This is a genomic window from Nocardia sp. NPDC004860, from assembly GCF_040609015.1.
Lineage (GTDB): Bacteria > Actinomycetota > Actinomycetes > Mycobacteriales > Mycobacteriaceae > Nocardia.
This window is the reverse complement of the sequence record NZ_JBEXJI010000040.1, coordinates 1-15693: the sequence shown is the minus strand read 5'-3', so window position 1 is coordinate 15693 and position 15693 is coordinate 1. Positions and strand designations below refer to the sequence as shown.

16 protein-coding genes and 1 pseudogene are annotated in these 15693 nt (G+C 69.9%); 8 read left to right on the top strand and 9 right to left on the bottom strand.

The window, feature by feature from the left end; genetic code table 11:
• The first annotated feature begins 46 nt into the window (after positions 1 to 46).
• The gene (locus ABZV44_RS41320; RefSeq protein ID WP_354849429.1) at positions 47 to 748 is read left to right on the top strand and encodes a methyltransferase domain-containing protein; all 702 of its coding nucleotides are present in this window, start codon (positions 47 to 49) and stop codon (positions 746 to 748) included.
• Here the strand turns inward: ABZV44_RS41320 and ABZV44_RS41315 are convergent, their stop codons facing one another.
• From ABZV44_RS41315 to ABZV44_RS41305, 3 genes are all read right to left on the bottom strand, one after another.
• Positions 749 to 1570: a sulfurtransferase gene (locus ABZV44_RS41315; protein ID WP_354849571.1), complete on the bottom strand. Its 822-nt coding sequence runs from the start codon at positions 1568 to 1570 to the stop codon at positions 749 to 751. It abuts the gene before it with no gap.
• 103 nt (positions 1571 to 1673) lie between these two features.
• Entirely contained in the window at positions 1674 to 2879 is a 1206-nt protein-coding gene (locus ABZV44_RS41310) for a benzoate/H(+) symporter BenE family transporter (RefSeq protein ID WP_354849426.1), read from the bottom strand.
• A gap of 77 nt (positions 2880 to 2956) precedes the next feature.
• Positions 2957 to 3487 carry an Lrp/AsnC family transcriptional regulator gene (locus tag ABZV44_RS41305; protein WP_354849423.1) on the bottom strand — a complete coding sequence of 177 codons (531 nt, stop codon included), beginning with the start codon at positions 3485 to 3487 and terminating at the stop codon, positions 2957 to 2959.
• A 179-nt stretch (positions 3488 to 3666) separates the two neighbouring features.
• Here ABZV44_RS41305 and pdhA point away from each other — a divergent pair, with 179 nt between their 5' ends.
• Genes pdhA through ABZV44_RS41290 form a run of 3 tightly spaced genes read left to right on the top strand, consistent with a single transcriptional unit; the run spans position 3667 to position 7196 of the window.
• Positions 3667 to 4746: a pyruvate dehydrogenase (acetyl-transferring) E1 component subunit alpha gene (pdhA, locus tag ABZV44_RS41300; protein WP_354849420.1), complete on the top strand. Its 1080-nt coding sequence runs from the start codon at positions 3667 to 3669 to the stop codon at positions 4744 to 4746.
• The gene (locus tag ABZV44_RS41295) at positions 4743 to 5726 is read left to right on the top strand and encodes an alpha-ketoacid dehydrogenase subunit beta (protein WP_354849417.1); all 984 of its coding nucleotides are present in this window, start codon (positions 4743 to 4745) and stop codon (positions 5724 to 5726) included. Before pdhA ends, ABZV44_RS41295 begins: the two co-directional genes overlap by 4 nt.
• A gap of 45 nt (positions 5727 to 5771) precedes the next feature.
• Positions 5772 to 7196 carry a dihydrolipoamide acetyltransferase family protein gene (locus ABZV44_RS41290; RefSeq protein WP_354849568.1) on the top strand — a complete coding sequence of 475 codons (1425 nt, stop codon included), beginning with the start codon at positions 5772 to 5774 and terminating at the stop codon, positions 7194 to 7196.
• Here ABZV44_RS41290 and ABZV44_RS41285 read toward each other — a convergent pair.
• Positions 7193 to 7630, bottom strand: a complete 438-nt coding sequence (locus tag ABZV44_RS41285) for a thioesterase family protein (RefSeq protein ID WP_354849414.1) — start codon at positions 7628 to 7630, stop codon at positions 7193 to 7195. The two genes, ABZV44_RS41290 and ABZV44_RS41285, sit on opposite strands and share 4 nt — an antisense overlap.
• Positions 7631 to 7808: 178 nt before the next feature.
• On the bottom strand, positions 7809 to 8765 hold the full coding sequence (locus ABZV44_RS41280; protein ID WP_354849411.1) for an AraC family transcriptional regulator: 957 nt from the start codon (positions 8763 to 8765) through the stop codon (positions 7809 to 7811).
• Between the two features lie 74 nt (positions 8766 to 8839).
• Here ABZV44_RS41280 and ABZV44_RS41275 point away from each other — a divergent pair, with 74 nt between their 5' ends.
• Positions 8840 to 9697: an NAD(P)H-binding protein gene (locus tag ABZV44_RS41275; RefSeq protein WP_354849408.1), complete on the top strand. Its 858-nt coding sequence runs from the start codon at positions 8840 to 8842 to the stop codon at positions 9695 to 9697.
• 142 nt (positions 9698 to 9839) lie between these two features.
• A complete protein-coding gene (locus ABZV44_RS41270) occupies positions 9840 to 11216 on the top strand; it encodes an MFS transporter (protein WP_354849405.1) in 1377 nt (458 codons plus the stop codon).
• Between the two features lie 8 nt (positions 11217 to 11224).
• Here ABZV44_RS41270 and ABZV44_RS41265 read toward each other — a convergent pair whose 3' ends face one another.
• Positions 11225 to 11761: a MarR family transcriptional regulator gene (locus tag ABZV44_RS41265; RefSeq protein ID WP_354849403.1), complete on the bottom strand. Its 537-nt coding sequence runs from the start codon at positions 11759 to 11761 to the stop codon at positions 11225 to 11227.
• Between the two features lie 59 nt (positions 11762 to 11820).
• On the opposite strand from ABZV44_RS41265, the gene ABZV44_RS41260 reads away from it, so the two are divergent.
• Positions 11821 to 13263 (top strand): MFS transporter, encoded by a 1443-nt coding sequence (locus ABZV44_RS41260; protein WP_354849400.1) that lies wholly within the window; start codon positions 11821 to 11823, stop codon positions 13261 to 13263.
• Between the two features lie 67 nt (positions 13264 to 13330).
• Here ABZV44_RS41260 and ABZV44_RS41255 read toward each other — a convergent pair whose 3' ends face one another.
• From ABZV44_RS41255 to ABZV44_RS41245, 3 genes are read right to left on the bottom strand one after another with little or no spacing between them, the layout of a single operon-like run.
• Entirely contained in the window at positions 13331 to 13969 is a 639-nt protein-coding gene (locus ABZV44_RS41255) for a Type 1 glutamine amidotransferase-like domain-containing protein (RefSeq protein ID WP_354849398.1), read from the bottom strand.
• 3 nt (positions 13970 to 13972) lie between these two features.
• Positions 13973 to 14791, bottom strand: a complete 819-nt coding sequence (locus ABZV44_RS41250) for a maleylpyruvate isomerase family mycothiol-dependent enzyme (RefSeq protein ID WP_354849395.1) — start codon at positions 14789 to 14791, stop codon at positions 13973 to 13975.
• The gene (locus tag ABZV44_RS41245; protein WP_354849392.1) at positions 14788 to 15237 is read right to left on the bottom strand and encodes an HIT family protein; all 450 of its coding nucleotides are present in this window, start codon (positions 15235 to 15237) and stop codon (positions 14788 to 14790) included. Before ABZV44_RS41245 ends, ABZV44_RS41250 begins: the two co-directional genes overlap by 4 nt.
• A gap of 323 nt (positions 15238 to 15560) precedes the next feature.
• Here ABZV44_RS41245 and ABZV44_RS41240 point away from each other — a divergent pair.
• Positions 15561 to 15693: pseudogene (locus tag ABZV44_RS41240) on the top strand (NAD(P)(+) transhydrogenase (Re/Si-specific) subunit alpha); the annotation flags it as partial.

The following is a 15693-nucleotide window of genomic DNA, read 5'->3' as shown; positions in this document are numbered from 1 at the left end:
AAACTGCGTCTGGCCTGGGATTTCTCATCCTTCGATGATTGATCACATGACCCAGCACGAGCAAGTGTCCGATATCGAATCCCGGCCCGTCGGGGCCCTCATCACCTGGCCGCGCCGCTATCAGTTGCTCACCGATGTCTACTTCCTGGGCCGAGCGGGCAGCCTGGCGCGGTACTTCGCCACGACCAGCGGCATCCGCCCGGGCGATCACGCTCTCGATCTCGGTTGCGGCCCTGGGCGGCTGGCCAATGAGCTGGCCCGGCAGGCCGGACCGGACGGCCGGGCGATCGGCGTGGACCCGTCTGCGCAGATGATCGCCTACGCGACCGCCCACGCCGCCCCCAACTGCAGCTTCGACCTCGGCGCGGCCCAGTCGCTGCCCTACCCGGACGCCTCGTTCGATGTGGCGACCTCGACCTTCGCCATGCACCACATCGCCGAATCCGAGCGAAAGACCGCCCTGGCGGGCGTCTTCCGCGTCCTGCGCCCGGGCGGCCGCCTGCTGCTCGCCGACACCCATCCGACCTCGGGCCTGCGCGGGCTCGCCGTTCGGGCCATGGCCCAGCTGGCCGCGCACCGCGCCGGCGGCCAGGGGCACTCCCACGACGGCGACGGGGCCGGGGATCCGCTGTCGGCGGTCGACATCCGCCGCTACCGCGACGTGCTCACCGACATCGGTTTCACGGCAGTCGAATTCCGCACCGGCCCGTTCGCGACCGGCATCCTCACCGCCGTCAAACCCGGCTGATCAGGCCGGTTCGGCGCCGATGGCGGCCGGCCGCTTGGGGTCGTTGGACCACTGCGACCAGGAGCCGGGATAGAGCGCGGCGTCGATGCCGGCGATGGCCAGCGCCGCGACCTGATGGGCGGCCGTGACGCCGGAACCGCAGTACACCGCGACCGGCCCGGAACCGAATCCCTCGAAACGGGAACGCAATTCGGGGAGCGACTTGAATTGCCCGGCGGCCGTGAGGTTCTCGGCGGTCGGCGCACTCACCGCTCCCGGAATGTGCCCGGCGCGCGGGTCCACAGGTTCCACCTCGCCGCGGTAGCGCTCGCCCGCGCGGGCATCCAGCAGCAGGCCCGGCCAGCCGGCCGCGCCATCGGCGTCGATGGTCGGCATATTGTCCGGGGACAGGACCACGCTGCCCGGCGGCGGGGCGGTTTCGTCACCGGTGACGATCTTGCCCCCGGCCTGCTCCCACGCCGGCAGTCCGCCGTCGAGAATGCGTACATCGGCCACGCCGCCCCAGCGCAGCAGCCACCAGGCCCGCGCGGCGGCCATGCCGCCGGTGGCGTCGTAGACGACCACCATGTCCCCGTCGGACACGCCCCAGCTGCGCGCGCACTTCTGCAGGTGCGCCAGGTCCGGCATGGGGTGGCGGCCCTTGGCGGCGGAGGGCGGATCGGCGAGTTCGGTTTCCAGGTCGACGAATATCGCGCCCGGAATATGGCCGTCCAGATAATGCTGCGGTCCGTCCGGATCTCCGAGCGCCCACCGGACGTCCAGCAATCGCACATGGCCGCCGCTCTGGCCCAGCAGGTCCGCAAGCTCCGCAACCGAAATCAGCACCGAACTCAAGCCAACTCCTCTTCGCCGATTCATCGCCCGTTGAAGCCGAACCACCCCACCCTAGCCACCGCCGGCCGCGCCACGCAGCCTGCCCGGCCCGCTATTTCGACGGGGGCAGGAACCAGCGCGCCAGCAGGCCCGCGACCAGCGCCCAGAAGGCCGCGCCGATGCCGAGCAACGAGATTCCGGACGCGGCCACCAGGAAGGTGAGCGCGGCCGCGGAACGGTGGGCGGCGGGCGTCAACGCAGCGGTCAGCGCACCCGCCAGCGTGGCGATGAGGGCAAGGCCCGCAACGGTTTCCAGCACGCCCTTCGGCGCCGCAGCCACCAGCATCACCAGCGCACCCGAGGCCAGTGCGAGCACCAGGTACGTGCAGCCCGCGGTGAACGCGGCGATCCACCGGCGCCTCGGATCCGGATGCGCGGACGGCGCGGCGGAGAGCGCGGCACTGATGGCCGCCAGGTTGATGGCGTGCCCGCCCGCGGGCGCGCCGAGCATGGTGCCCAGGCCCGTGACCGTCATGGCCGCCCGCCACGGCACCTGATAGCCGAAGGTCTTCATGACCGCCGTACCCGGAATGTTCTGGGCGGCCATGGTCACGATGTAGAGCGGCACCGCGACCCCGATCACCGCCTGCCAACTCCAGTGCGGCACAGTCCATTCCACCCGCGGCACCATGGCCGACAGGTCCATGCGGCGATGGGTGACGGTGATGTCGACACCCGCGCCGACGGCCGCGACCGCGAAGGCGGCCAGCACCGACCAGCGCGGCGCGAAGCGTTGCAGCACAAGCCAGGTCGCGATGACCGGCACCACCACCGCCGGGCTCACCGGCAGCGCCTTCACCGGCGCCAGGCACATGGGCAGCAGCACTCCGGCCAGCATGGCCTGCGCGATCTCCACCGGAATCGCCGCGATGAGCGCGCCCAGCCGCTGCCAGAAACCGGTCAGCACAATGAGTCCGCCCGCCACCGCGAACGCGCCCACGGCGGCCGCCCAGCCGCCGGGCACCGCGCCCGTACTGGCCAGCAATGCCGCGCCCGGGGTGGACCAGGCCAGTGTGATCGGCATCCGGTACCGCCGGCTCAGCACGATCATGCCGACCGCCTGGGTCACGCAGACCGCCAGCAGCCCGGACGCCGCCTGCGCCGAGGTCGCCCCCATGGCGGTCAGGCCCGCCAGCACCACCGCGAACGAGCTGGTGAATCCGACGAGCGCGGTGACGATTCCGGCCCCGATCGGCTGCCCGATCCCGGCCGTGCGCGGACTCCCGACCTCCGGAGTGCTGGTGACGCTGGTGCTCATCGGGTCATCGTCGCGGTCCAGTCACCCCGAGGTCAGCGGCCAATCCCCCGAAACTGGACTGAAATTCACCAAAACAGTCAGAACCGGTCGGCATCCTGCGGGTGACCCCCGGACCCGTTCTGCAGTGCCAGCCGCTCCAGCAGCGGCGTGACGCGCGGCCCGACCAGCGAGCGCATCACCAGCGCCATATTGGTGCGCTCCACCCCCGGGATCTTCAGAATGCTGCCGGTCAGGCGGTACAGATCATCGGCGTCGGCGGCGACCACCCGGACCGTCAGATCGGTCGGCCCGGTCATGCCGCAGACCTCGGTGACCTCCGGAATCTCGGCCAGCTCGGCAACCACCGAGTCGAGCCGATGCTGATCCACGACCACCGCCACGAAGGCTGCCAGTGGATAACCCAGCACCCGGGGATCGACGCGGCGTTCGAAGCTGGCCAGCACCCCGCTCGCCTCCCATCGAGCCAGCCTGGCCTGCACGGTATTGCGCGAGAGACCCAGGCGAGCGGCCAATTCGACACCGGTCGCGCGCGGGTTGGCCACCAGCTCCAGCAACAGCCGGGCATCGGTGGCGTCCAGAGGGGCAGAAAGGGGCTCCCTGCTGCTCATGGGGATCAGTATGACACCCGGGACCGGCCATCGACCGAGCATTCTGCACAGTTGGGCGCGCCATGCTTGCACACATCGCTCAACGGAGGATGCTGTGTGGTACAGGACACGCATCGGTTGCTCACGGGACACAATCCCCGGGCGACAACGGTGTAACCCGGTGTCAGGAGGCGATATCCATGCCCGAGAAGAACACCTACCCGGTGCAGCTCGTACAGCCAGACGGTCGTCGCGTACTGGATCGCGGACACGCCCCGCTCGTCGCCGATATCGACGGCACCCGGCTCCGAGCCATGTACACCGACATGGCGGTGGCCCGGCGCATCGACACCGAGGCCACCGCCCTGCAACGGCAGGGCCAGCTCGGACTGTGGCCGCCACTGCTGGGCCAGGAGGGCGCGCAGATCGGTTCGGCCCACGCGCTCGCCCCCGACGACTACGTGTTCTGCAGCTATCGGGAGGCGGGCGTCGCCTACTGCCGCGGCGTCCCGCCCGAGGACCTCACCCGGCTGTGGCGCGGCGCCGCCCACTCCTGCTGGGACGCCGACGCGGTGAAAATGACCAATCCCTCGATCGTGGTGGGGGCGCACGGTTTACACGCCACCGGCTACGCCTACGCCGCGCACCTCGAAGGCGCCGAGATCGCCACCATCGCCTACTTCGGCGACGGTGCGACCAGTCAGGGCGATATCGCCGAGGCACTCGGATTCGCGGCCGGCTGGAGTGTCCCGGTGGTGTTCTTCTGCCAGAACAATCACTGGGCGATCAGCGCGCCGGTCCGGATACAGAGCGCCACCCCGATCGCGCGGCGCGCCCTCGGCTACGGCATTCCCGGCGTGCAGGTGGACGGCAACGACGCCCTCGCGGTGCTGGCCGTGACCCGGCAGGCGCTGCTGCGCGCACGGGCCGGCGGCGGGCCGAGCTTCATCGAGGCCATCACCTACCGGATGGGCCCGCACACCACCGCCGACGACCCCACCCGCTACCGCACCGCCGCCGAACTCGAGATCTGGCAGCAGCGCGATCCCATCGACCGCCTGCGGCGCTTGCTCGAACGAGAAGAGCTGTGGGACACCGACTTCGAGACCTCGGTCGCCGAACGCGCCGACGAGGTGGCGCACCGGCTGCGCACCGCCACCCTCACCATGCCCGATCCGGAACCCGCGGAGCTGTTCGACCACGTGTACGCCACACCGCATCGGCTGATCGAGGAGGAACGCCGCGAGTACGCCGCCTATCTGGAGGGAGTGGGGCGATGAAGACCACCTTCGCGGGAGCCATCAACCACGGGCTGCGCCGCGCACTGGAGGACGACCCGAAGGTCCTGCTGATGGGTGAGGACATCGGGCGGCTGGGCGGGGTCTTCCGGGTCACCGACACGCTGCAGAAGGATTTCGGCAACAACCGCGTCATCGATACGCCGCTCGCCGAATCCGGAATAGTGGGAACGGCTTTCGGAATGGCATTGCGCGGATTTCGGCCGGTCTGTGAAATCCAGTTCGACGGATTCGTGTATCCGGCCTTCGACCAGATCGTCTCGCAGGTCGCGAAAATCCACTCCCGCACGCGCGGAAAGGTGATCGCGCCCATCACCATTCGCATTCCGTTCGGCGGCGGCATCGGCTCGGTCGAGCATCACTCGGAATCACCGGAGGCGTATTTCGCGCACACCGCGGGATTGCGGGTGGTCTCGCCGAGCAATCCGGCGGACGCGTATCTGATGATCCGCCAGGCCATTGCCCTCGACGATCCGGTGATCTTCTTCGAACCCAAGCGCCGGTACTGGGACAAGGCCGAGGTGGATTTCGACCGGCTGGACCAGGATGGCGGACCCGCGATGGACCAGGCCCAGGTCTGCGCCAGCGGGGAGGACGCCACCATCGTGGCCTACGGCGGCACCGTCGCCACCGCGCTCACCGCCGCCGATATCGCGGCGTCGGAGGGACATTCGATCGAGGTGATCGATCTGCGCAGCCTGTCCCCGATCGATTTCGACACCATCGAAACCTCGGTGCGGAAAACCGGACGGCTCATCGTGGTCCACGAGGCGCCCGTATTCGCCGGGCTGGGAGCCGAAATCGCGGCGCGGATCACGGAACGCTGCTTCTACCATCTGGAATCACCGGTATTGCGCGTCGGTGGCTTCGACATCCCCTATCCCCCGGCTAAACTCGAGCGGCACCACCTGCCCGACCCCGATCGCATTCTCGCCGCGGTCGATCGCTCGCTCGCCGCCTAACGGTCAAGCCACGGAGGAAGCCCGGTGGAAGATCAGCAGCAGGTCATGGAATTCCGTTTGCCCGATCTCGGAGAGGGATTGACCGACGCGGAATTGGTGTCGTGGTCCGTCGCGGTCGGCGACACCGTGGACCTGAACCAGATCATCGCCGAGGTCGAGACCGCCAAGGCGCAGGTGGCGCTACCGAGCCCGTACGCGGGCCGGGTGCTGGAACTACTGGCGGAACCGGGCGACACCGTGCCGGTCGGCGCGCCGCTCATCCGGATCGGCGTGGCGGTGCGGACCGGTGCCGCCGCGGCGCCGAGCGCCGGTGCGGAGACGAGCGGTGAGACCGGCGCGCAGCCCCCCGCAGAACGGCGATCGGTGCTGGTCGGCTACGGCCCCGACAGCGAGCCGGTGTCCCGCCGCGCCGCCCGGGCCGCCGCGAAAACGACTGACGCACCGACCGTTTCGAACCGGCGCGCGATGGGCTCGGACGGCCCCGAGGGACTCGGCAGCTCGGCCCCGGCCGGACGGCCCGCCGCCACCCCCGCCGCCCGGAAACTGGCCCGTGAGATCGGGATCGATCTGGGGGCGGTGATCGGGACCGGGCCGCAGGGCGCGGTCACCGCGGAGGACCTGTACGGGATGCGGCCCGAAGCCCTTGGGACGGGCCACATTCCGATCCACACCCCGCCGCCGCCCGCCACCCTCAGCGCCCTGCCGACACCACATGCCGCGCCGGAGGTGCTGCCCATGCATCCGGCGGCCGGACGCTCCGCCCCGGCCGAACGCGAAACCCGCACGCCCATCAGTGGAATCCGCAAGCGCACCGCCGCCGCCATGGTGGCCAGCGCCCAGCACATTCCCCAGGCCAGCGCCTTCGTGACCGCGGATTTCACCGCGTCCATGGAGCTGCTCGAGCACCTGCGGGCCACACCCAGCTTCACCGGCCTGACCCTGACTCCGCTGGCGCTGGTGGCGCGGGCGACGCTGGCGGCGCTGCTCGAGTTCCCCGAGATCAATGCGGCCTGGGACGAACCCAATCAGGAGGTCGTCACCAAGCATTACGTGAATCTGGGCATCGCGGTCGCGACCGAACGCGGGCTGCTGGTGCCGAATCTCAAGGACGCGCAGGGGTTCACGCTGCGCGATCTGTGCCTGGAGATCGCCGGGGTGGCCGGCAAGGCACGGAGCGGCACCGCCACGCCCGCCGACCTGACCGGCGGCACCTTCACCATCACCAATGTCGGCGTCTTCGGCGTGGATACCGGTGTGCCGCTGGTGAATCCGGGCGAGGCGGCCATCCTGTGCCTGGGCTCCATCCGCAAGCGCCCGTGGGTCCATCGCGACGAACTGGCCGTGCGCTGGGTGACCAGCCTGGGGCTCAGCTTCGATCACCGCATGATCGACGGCGAACTGGGCTCGCGCTTCCTGGCGAGCATCGCGGCCCTGCTGGAGGATCCGCTGACCCTGCTCGGCCGGGTCTAGCCCTCCGCGGCCGCGGTGACCACCAGCGGCTCGGCCGCCGCGCGGATGACCGCGGGGATCGGCACCGGCTTGCGGGTCTGCTCGTCCACGTAGACGTGGGTGAAGGTGCCGGTGGCGGCCAGCTCCAGGCTGTCGCCGGCGTCGCGGAAGACGGCCAGCTCGTAGTTGATGCTGGAGTTGCCCAGCCGCGCGACCCGGATGCCCACCCGCAGCATGTCCGGGAAGCTGAGCGAGCCGAGGAACGTGCAGGAGGTCTGCGCCACCACGCCGATGGCGTGCAGGTCACGGATATCGGTGCCGGTGGCGCTGATCAGCCAGGCATTCACCGCGGTATCGAAGTACGAGTAGTACGTCACGTTGTTGACGTGACCGTAGTGGTCGTTGTCGGCCCAGCGCGTCGGCACCGGCCAGAGCACCGGGTAGCTCTGTTTCATTTTGCCCTCCGCTTCGCTCCGGGCGGGTTCGCGGCCCTGAAGTCTCGATTCTTCCCTCCCTCCGCTCCTCCGCTGCGCTCCCCCGCTCCGGTCAGTCCAGAATCGAGACGGCCGCGAACCTTCGAGTGAGGGCATGCCGAGAACAAACTCTATCCGCTTGGTCCTGGAGGGCTGTTCGTCAGGCGGAGCGTTCGTCAGGGGTGGCACGGTGGTCCCGGGGGCTGATGCCGTAGTGGCGTTTGAAGGCGGTGGACAGGGCGAAGGCGCTGCCGTAGCCGACCCGGCGGGCAATGGATTCCAGGGTGGCGTCGGATTCGTGCAGCAGGTCGGCGGCCAGGGCCAGCCGCCAGTCGGTGAGGAAGGCCATCGGCGGCTCGCCGACCAGCTCGGTGAACCGGCGGGCCAGGGCGGCCCGGGAGACGCCGACCTCGGCGGCCAGCGACGCCACCGTCCACGGGTGGGCCGGGTTGTGCTGCATCAGGCGCAATGCCCGGCCGACCAGCGGATCGCCGTAGGCGTGATACCAGGCGGGCGCGTCGGAACGGGAGAACCAGGCGCGCAGGGCGGCGATGAGCAGCAGATCCAATAGTCGATCCAGCATGACGCCCTGGGCGGGCAGGTCCTTGGCGGCCTCGTCGACCAGCAGATCCAGCACCCGGGCATCGACTTCGCCGCGGCCGAGCACCGCGACCGGCGGCAGCGCCCGCAGCAGGCGGCGGCTGGCCGCCGACTCGTGCTCGTAGGTGCCGGTGACCAGCACGGTCTCGGCGTCGACGCTGGTGCCCCAGCTCCGCACTCCCAGACTCAGTGCCTCGCACAGCACTTCACCCTCCATGGTGGTGGTGATATTGCCGGGTTCGATGAGCACCTGCGGCGGCGTGGCCGGGTCGTCGGCGACGACATAGTGGTCGGGTCCCCGGAAGATGGCGATATCGCCGGTGCGCAGCTGTCGCGGCGGAGTCGGCTTGCCGCCCTTGGGCTCCGGTGTCACCCAGCCGCCGCCGCGCACCACCGCCACCACGGTCAGCGGGGCCTCGTCGCGGATGCGCAGGGACCAGGGCGGGTCGACCGACGAGCGCATCACGAATGCGGCTCGCGCGCGTGGTCCTTCGAGCAGACTGGCCAACGCATCCATACCGAAGACGATGGCAAATGCCCGTGCGCTTCTCAACCATGTTCGTGCTCGCCGAATCCCTGTGTACTCGATACATGATCATCGAAAACACCTCGAACAGCGCAAACACCGTTCTCGTGCTCGGTGCGACCGGTAAGACCGGGCATCGGGTGGCCGCCCTGCTGGGCGCGCGCGGCGTGCCGGTGCGGGCCGGTTCGCGTACGGCCGCAATCCCGTTCGACTGGACCGACCGCGGCACCTGGGCGGCGGCCCTGGCGGGAGTGGATGCCGTGTACCTGGCCTACCAGCCGGATCTGGCGGTTCCGGGCGCGCCCGCGGATATCAAGGCGTTCTGCGATCAGGCGGTCGCCGCCGGCGTGCGCACGCTGGTGCTGCTGTCCGGTCGCGGCGAGCCCGAGGCGCTGGAATGCGAAGCCATCGTGCGGGATTCGGGCCTGGGGTGGACCGTGGTGCGGTGCGCCTGGTTCGCGCAGAACTTCAGCGAGGGCGCGTTCGCCGATTTCATCCTGGCCGGTGAGGTCGCGCTGCCCGCCGGGGACGTGCCGGAGCCGTTCGTGCACGCGGACGATATCGCCGAGGTGGCGGTGGCGGCGCTGCTCGACGACCGGCACGCCGGACAGGTGTACGAGCTGACCGGCCCGCGCGCGCTCACCTTCGCCGAGGCGGTGGCGGAGATCGGCGCGGCGGCCGGGCGGGAGATCGCCTACGTTCCGCTCACCCGAACCGATTTCGTGGCCGCGCTGACCTCCTACGGGGTGCCCGGCGAGGAGATCAGCCTGCTGGACTACCTGTTCGGCACGGTGCTCGACGGGCGGAATGCGCACCTGTCCGACGGGGTGCGGCGGGCGCTGGGCCGGGAGCCGCGCGACTTCGCCGAGTATGTGCGCGAGGTGGCGAGCTCGGGCGCCTGGGCGGTCTCGGCGAGCGCCTAACGTGTCGGTGCCCCCGCCTACACTCGATATCAAACAGGTTGTACTGCAGATGATTCGGATCGCAGCCCCGAGCGCCGACGAAGCCGCGAGGGGTTGCGGAAACCAGGGAGATGCCGGGACCACACCCGGTAGCGTCGTACCGATGGCCGCTACGACGCCCGCTCCCCGGATCCGGAAGGCGCGCCTGGCGCTGTTCGCGGTGTTCGGCCTCAATGGGATGCTCTCGGCCGTCTGGATCGTGCACATCCCCGCCGTCACCGGGCGCACCGGCGTGTCACCCACCACCCTGGGCATGCTGATCCTGCTCATGGCGGCCTGCGCGATCCTGGGTATGCAGGCCGCCGGACCCTTGGCGGACCGGCTCGGCAGCCGCACCCTCACCGCCACCGCCGCCACCGTGCTCTCCTTGGCCCTGCTCGGCCCCGCCCACGCCACCTCCCCGTTCACCCTCGGACTGGCCCTGGCCGCCTTCGGTGTCGCCAACGGCGCGATCGACGTCTCCATGAACGCCCAGGCCGTCCACATCGAGCGCGCCTACGCCCGCCCCATCATGTCGGCCTTCCACGCCTTCTTCTCCTGCGGCGGCTTCCTCGGCTCCGCTTTCGGCGCGGCGACCCAGCACGCCCACTGGCCGCTGCACACGACCTTCGCCCTGTCGAGTGCCTTCGGCCTCGCCAGCGTGGCCATCGCGATTCCGCACCTGCTCCCGCCCACCGTCCCCGCGACCCACTCGGTCCCGAATGTGCCGGCGGCCGAAGGCAACCGCACCGACCCCGCGGCGGTCCAGCACTTCGACCCGCGCGCGGATGGCCTGCCCATTCGCGGCGCCGTCGATGACGCCGTGACGCCCGGGACGGAATCGACCCTGCCCCGCGGACTCACCGACGCCGCCGCCATTGCCCCGGCTGGGCGGAACGGCGGGCATCCGAGGCCGGGGTCACCGGCGGGCGCACGGATCGGGCGCGAAGTACTGGCGCTCGGGTTGATCGCGTTCGCGCTGCTGATGGCGGAGGGGGTGGCCGCGGATTGGAGTGCGCTGCAGGTACAGGGGCGGCTCGGGGTGGAGGCGGGGACGGCGGCGCTGGCATTCACCGGGTTCTCGCTGGCCATGACGCTCGGCCGGTTCGGCACGGACCGGGTGAGCGGGCGGTTCGGGCGAGTGGCCATCGTGCGCTGGGGAACGCTGCTGGCGGCCATCGGTTTCGGACTGGTGGTGGCCTCCGGGTGGCTGCCGCTCACGCTGCTGGGGTGGACGCTGTGCGGCATCGGGCTGTCCGGCGGCGTGCCGCAGGTGTTCACCGCCGCCGGGAACCTGGGCTCGCGCACCGCCGCCACCGATATGTCGCGAGTGTTCGGGCTCGGGTATGTGGGCTTGCTGGCCGGGCCCGCGATCATCGGCTGGCTCGACAAGGCCATGCCGCTGACCGCCGCGATGGCGGTGCCGCTGGTGGCAATGCTGTTGTGCGCCTGGGGCGCTCGCGCCGTCGCCGCACCCGCGCGAGCGCCCGCGGGCCGGTAGTCGCGGGGTCAGGCGGTGCGGCTGGGCCGGTCTCGCGCGGTCGCGCCGAGGTCGCCGATGACTTCGGCGTGGTCGAGGAAGGCGTCCACCATGCGGTGGTTGAGGACCGAGAGCGCCTGGAGGTCCTCGGTGGTCCAGTCGGTGAGGGCCTCGGCCATCCAGCCGCGCAGGACCTGGCGCACGGCTTCGACGGCGCGCCGGCCGGAGGCGGTGGGGCGGACCCGTTGCGCGCGACGGTCGTCCGGGTCGGGAACGCGCTCGACGTAGCCCGCCTTCTCCAGGCGCTGGATCTGGCGGCTCACGTGCGGGGCCTCCACATCGAGGCGGGTGGCGAGCTCGCCCAGGCGCATGGGTTCGCCGGCGTCGGCGAGCAGCCGCAGCAGCGGGACACTGGCCCGATCCATGGTGAGCCCGCACTGCACCATGGCTTGATCGTGGCGGCGGACCCGGGTCAGCAGATAGGCGACTCGGGCCAGCGCACGCTCCAGTTCCACTATGTGAGCTGCATCAACTTGTTTGGCGTGAGTGGCTTCCGGTCGCGGCATGTGGTTATCTTACGAAACCCATTTACTTAATTTTGGTAAGTAAACCAAAGGATCGCTGCATGACTACGACCGCTGTCGGTCAGGTCGACGGGACCAAACCCGCAGACCACTCGAAGGCCCACCTCGGCCTGACATTGCTCGCGCTGTGCGCGGCCGGCCTGGTCGTGTCACTCCAGCAGACCGTCGTGATTCCGCTACTGCCGCGCTTCATCACTCAGCTGCACACCGACGTCGCCGGTGTCACCTGGCTGTTCACCGCCGCCCTGCTCTCCGGTGCGGTCGCCACCCCGTTGCTCTCCCGCTTCGGGGATATGTACGGCAAGAAGCCCATGGTCATGGTCGCGATGGGCGTGCTCATCGTGGGCTCGGTCATCTGCGCCTTCGCCACCTCGCTGCCGGTCTACATCGTCGGCCGCGCCCTGCAGGGCATCTCCTCCGCCATGATCCCGCTCGCCATCGGCATCATCCGCGACACCTTCCCGCGCGAAAGACTGGTCAGCGCAATCGGAATCGTGTCCGGCACCATGGGCGTCGGCGGCACCATCGGCCTGCTGGCCACCGGCGTCATCGCCGACCACACCACCAACCCGCACCCGGTCTTCTGGCTGACCGCGGGCCTGGGCGTGATCGCCACCGTGCTGATCCAGGTGAGCGCCAAGAACAATGGCGTCCGCCACGGCGGCAAGCCCGACTTCGTCGGCGCCGCACTGCTGGCCGCCCTGCTGGTCTGCCTGCTGCTGGGCATCAGCGAGGGCCCGCGCTGGGGCTGGGGCTCCGGCTCGGTCATCGCGCTGTTCGCCGCCGCCGCGGTGCTCGCCGCCATCTGGGTGTTCGTGGAGCTCGAGGTCGAACAGCCGCTGGTGCGCCTGCAGCTGCTGGTCGGACCGCAGTCGCTGTCGGCCAATGTGGCCTCCGCTCTGCTCGGCTTCTCCATGTTCGGCGCGTTCTCGCTGGTGTCCAACTTCATTCAGACCCCGGCGGACAAGGTCGGCTACGGTCTGTCCGGGACCGTGCTCTCGGTCGGCCTCTACGGCATCCCGAGCGCGGCGCTGATGACCTTCTTCTCCTTCAACACCGGCCGTATCTCCGCCAAGATCGGTCCGGCCTACACCCTGGCCATCGGCGCGGTCTTCGCCGGTCTGTCCATGGGCTGGCTGGCCGTCTCGCACGATCACCAGTTCGACATGATCATGGCGAATGTGCTGCAGGGCACCGGTTTCGGCATCGGCTACGCGGCACTGGGCACCCTGGCCGTGCAGCACGTGCCGATGAGCGAGAGCGGTATCGCCTCGGGCATCAATTCGCTGGTGCGCACCGCCGGCGGTTCGATCGCCGGCGCGATCACGGGCTCCATCCTGACCGCCCACGTCCTGCACCTCGGCCCGCACGCCGCGGTCCCGACCGAAGGCGCGTACGTCGCCAGCTTCGCGACGCTGGCCATCGGCGCGTTCGGTGCGGCAGCCGTCGCTCTCGGCCACGGCATCCGCCACAAGGGGCACTGACCATCTGTCGGGCAGAAAAGCCCGCGCACGCCGTCGGCGTGCGCGGGCTTTTTCCATGCGGGTACCGCTAGGTCAGCACCTCGGTGCGAGCCCCGTCGACGACAACGACGTGGTCGTCGGTCAGGGCCCAGTGCGGGATTCCCGTGGAGGCGTACTCGCGCACCAGCTTCCGGGACAGCCCCTCGGGATCGGTCGGGGAATCCAGGTGCGGGACGATGCGGTGATCGACCAGACCCAGTCCGTCCCAGCGTGGTTCGACGCCGCAGGCGGTGCGGACCTCGTCCGGGTCGTCGATGGCTTCGATGCCGTGCAGGTCGGGTGTCATGACGCAGGCGCCCGCGCTGTAGCCCGCGTAGACCAGCGCGTCCTCCGCGAGCAGCGTCGTCAGCGCGAGATCGGCTCCGCTGCGGGCGAATTGGGCGCGCAGCACGAAGGTGTTGCCGCCGCGCACCCACACCATCGGGTACTCGCGCAGCCGCTGCTCGACCTCGGCCGGGCGGCCGAGGTAGTCGCGCAGATCCAGCACATCGGGCCGGAAACCCAGCCGGCGCAACGGCACCAGGTCGCTGGTGACCGCACCCTGCCAGGCCGAGGGCCAGGCATCACAGGCATTGGCGATGACCGCCACCGGTCCGGGATCGCCGGCCAGTTCGAGCAGCCGCCGCTGGTGCGCGCCGAAACGGTAGCTGGACAGGAACAGTCGCACGGGTCAGATGGTGAAGGCCAGGCTGCGGACCAGGCGGTCGCCGAGGTCGGTGTCGCCGGTGAGAGTGATCTCCCCCGCGTGCGCGTCCGCGGTGGTGCGGCCGCCCCGCAGGCGGGCGAACAGGCCGGAGTCCATGGTCACCACGAGACCCGCCGGGGCGTCGAGGGTTTCCACCAGGCTCGCCCGGCCGCCGTCGACAGCCAGGTGCAGTGTCTGCGGCACCGGACCGGTGAGCTCGAGCGTGATACGCGAACCGTCCGGTGCGCCCGCGCCTTTGACCGCGGCCTTGCCCAGCACGGTCAGCAGTTCGGTGAACGCGGCCGCGCCCCGGCTGCCGCCCTCGTCGACGGCCACACCGAGCGCGTCGGCGATATCGTGCTCGTGCATCCAGCAGTCGAACAGGCGGATCCGCATGAATCGGCCGTAGGGGGCCATGCCCACCGGAGTGGGCACGAGTTCGGCCCAGGCCTCGTCGGTGGTCTGCTCCAGCGTCTTCAGCCGGCGACCGGTGACGTCCAGGAACCGTTCCAGCAGCTGCGAACCGGCGAGCGGGCGCAGCGAGTCGATCCACTTCTCGTTGAGCGCGCCGATGTCGTTGCGAATATGCTCGCCGGCCACCGCGAGATCGGGGGTCGGCTCGCCCAGCAGGATCGATTCGGTGCCGATCACATGGGCGAGCACATCGAACACGGTCCAGCCCGGCAGTGGTGAGGCCGTGCGCCAGCGGTTCTCGTCCAGGCCGTCCACCAGCCGGGTAAGGGCGTCCCACTGGTCGGACAAGAGGGCCGTGATCTCGGCGCGGTCCGGCACCGTGTCGGTCATGCGGTGGTCTCCCTTTCTTCGTCGGCGAGCCGGTCCAGCCCGGAGCGCAGTGCCGCGGCGGTCCGCTCGGTGTCGTGCGGGCGGCGCAGTACGAAACCCTTGGCGAAGCGCAGGGTGTCGCCGTGGTGGCGCGGGATCACGTGCAGGTGCACGTGGTGAACGGTCTGGAAGGCGGCCTTGCCGTCATTGATCAGCAGGTTGGCGCCGTCGGCCGCGAGGCCGGCGCGGCGCATGGACTTGGCCAGGCGATGACCGAAGGCGAAAAGCTGTGCGCCCAGGGCCGGGTCGAGTTCGTCGAGATCGGTGGCGTGGCGCTTGGGGATCACCAGGGTGTGCCCGCGGGTGATCGGCCGGATGTCCAGGAACGCCACCAGGGTGTCGTCTTCGAAGATCTTGGCCGCGGGTGCGTCGCCCGCGACGATCCGGCAGAACATGCAGCCACTCACCATGCAGACATTACGGCGTACAAGTGATGTGCGACACCCCCTACACGCCCCCGATGCGGGCACAACCAGCAACGCACCTACCGGTGAGTAGCACGCGGAATTCTTCGCACTTGTCGCCGATCGAACCCCGGTCGAGCATGGAGTTGTCCGGTTTTCTCGCCACACCATGTGACGGGCATCTCCGCTACGCTCACGCCGAACCAGGTACAGTTGCGAGAATTCTCACGAACTTACTACCGAGTAAGTTCGGCCCGCCGTTGGACCGGTGAAGCGGCCCCGACATGAGGGTGACCTGGGCTCACCACGAGAAGGAAGTTTGACTAGTGGACACAACGCAGAGCGCACAGACCGCTGCGCCCCGCGGTGCGCGCGTCGGAGTGGTTCGCGAGACGAACCCGGACGAACGACGCGTCGCATTGGTGCCGAAGATCATCCCGGCCCTGCTGAAGCAGGGCG

What these genes read in the sequence shown, in the direction of transcription:
- ABZV44_RS41320 (WP_354849429.1), top strand. Translation starts at nt 47, where the DNA reads ATGACCCAGCACGAGCAAGTGTCCGATATCGAATCCCGGCCCGTCGGG.
- ABZV44_RS41280 (WP_354849411.1), bottom strand. Translation starts at nt 8,765, where the DNA reads ATGGATGCGTTGGCCAGTCTGCTCGAAGGACCACGCGCGCGAGCCGCA.
- ABZV44_RS41310 (WP_354849426.1), bottom strand. Translation starts at nt 2,879, where the DNA reads ATGAGCACCAGCGTCACCAGCACTCCGGAGGTCGGGAGTCCGCGCACG.
- ABZV44_RS41260 (WP_354849400.1), top strand. Translation starts at nt 11,821, where the DNA reads ATGACTACGACCGCTGTCGGTCAGGTCGACGGGACCAAACCCGCAGAC.
- ABZV44_RS41295 (WP_354849417.1), top strand. Translation starts at nt 4,743, where the DNA reads ATGAAGACCACCTTCGCGGGAGCCATCAACCACGGGCTGCGCCGCGCA.
- ABZV44_RS41265 (WP_354849403.1), bottom strand. Translation starts at nt 11,761, where the DNA reads ATGCCGCGACCGGAAGCCACTCACGCCAAACAAGTTGATGCAGCTCAC.
- ABZV44_RS41270 (WP_354849405.1), top strand. Translation starts at nt 9,840, where the DNA reads ATGGCCGCTACGACGCCCGCTCCCCGGATCCGGAAGGCGCGCCTGGCG.
- pdhA (WP_354849420.1), top strand. Translation starts at nt 3,667, where the DNA reads ATGCCCGAGAAGAACACCTACCCGGTGCAGCTCGTACAGCCAGACGGT.
- ABZV44_RS41305 (WP_354849423.1), bottom strand. Translation starts at nt 3,487, where the DNA reads ATGAGCAGCAGGGAGCCCCTTTCTGCCCCTCTGGACGCCACCGATGCC.
- ABZV44_RS41285 (WP_354849414.1), bottom strand. Translation starts at nt 7,630, where the DNA reads ATGAAACAGAGCTACCCGGTGCTCTGGCCGGTGCCGACGCGCTGGGCC.
- ABZV44_RS41250 (WP_354849395.1), bottom strand. Translation starts at nt 14,791, where the DNA reads ATGACCGACACGGTGCCGGACCGCGCCGAGATCACGGCCCTCTTGTCC.
- ABZV44_RS41275 (WP_354849408.1), top strand. Translation starts at nt 8,840, where the DNA reads ATGATCATCGAAAACACCTCGAACAGCGCAAACACCGTTCTCGTGCTC.
- ABZV44_RS41290 (WP_354849568.1), top strand. Translation starts at nt 5,772, where the DNA reads ATGGAATTCCGTTTGCCCGATCTCGGAGAGGGATTGACCGACGCGGAA.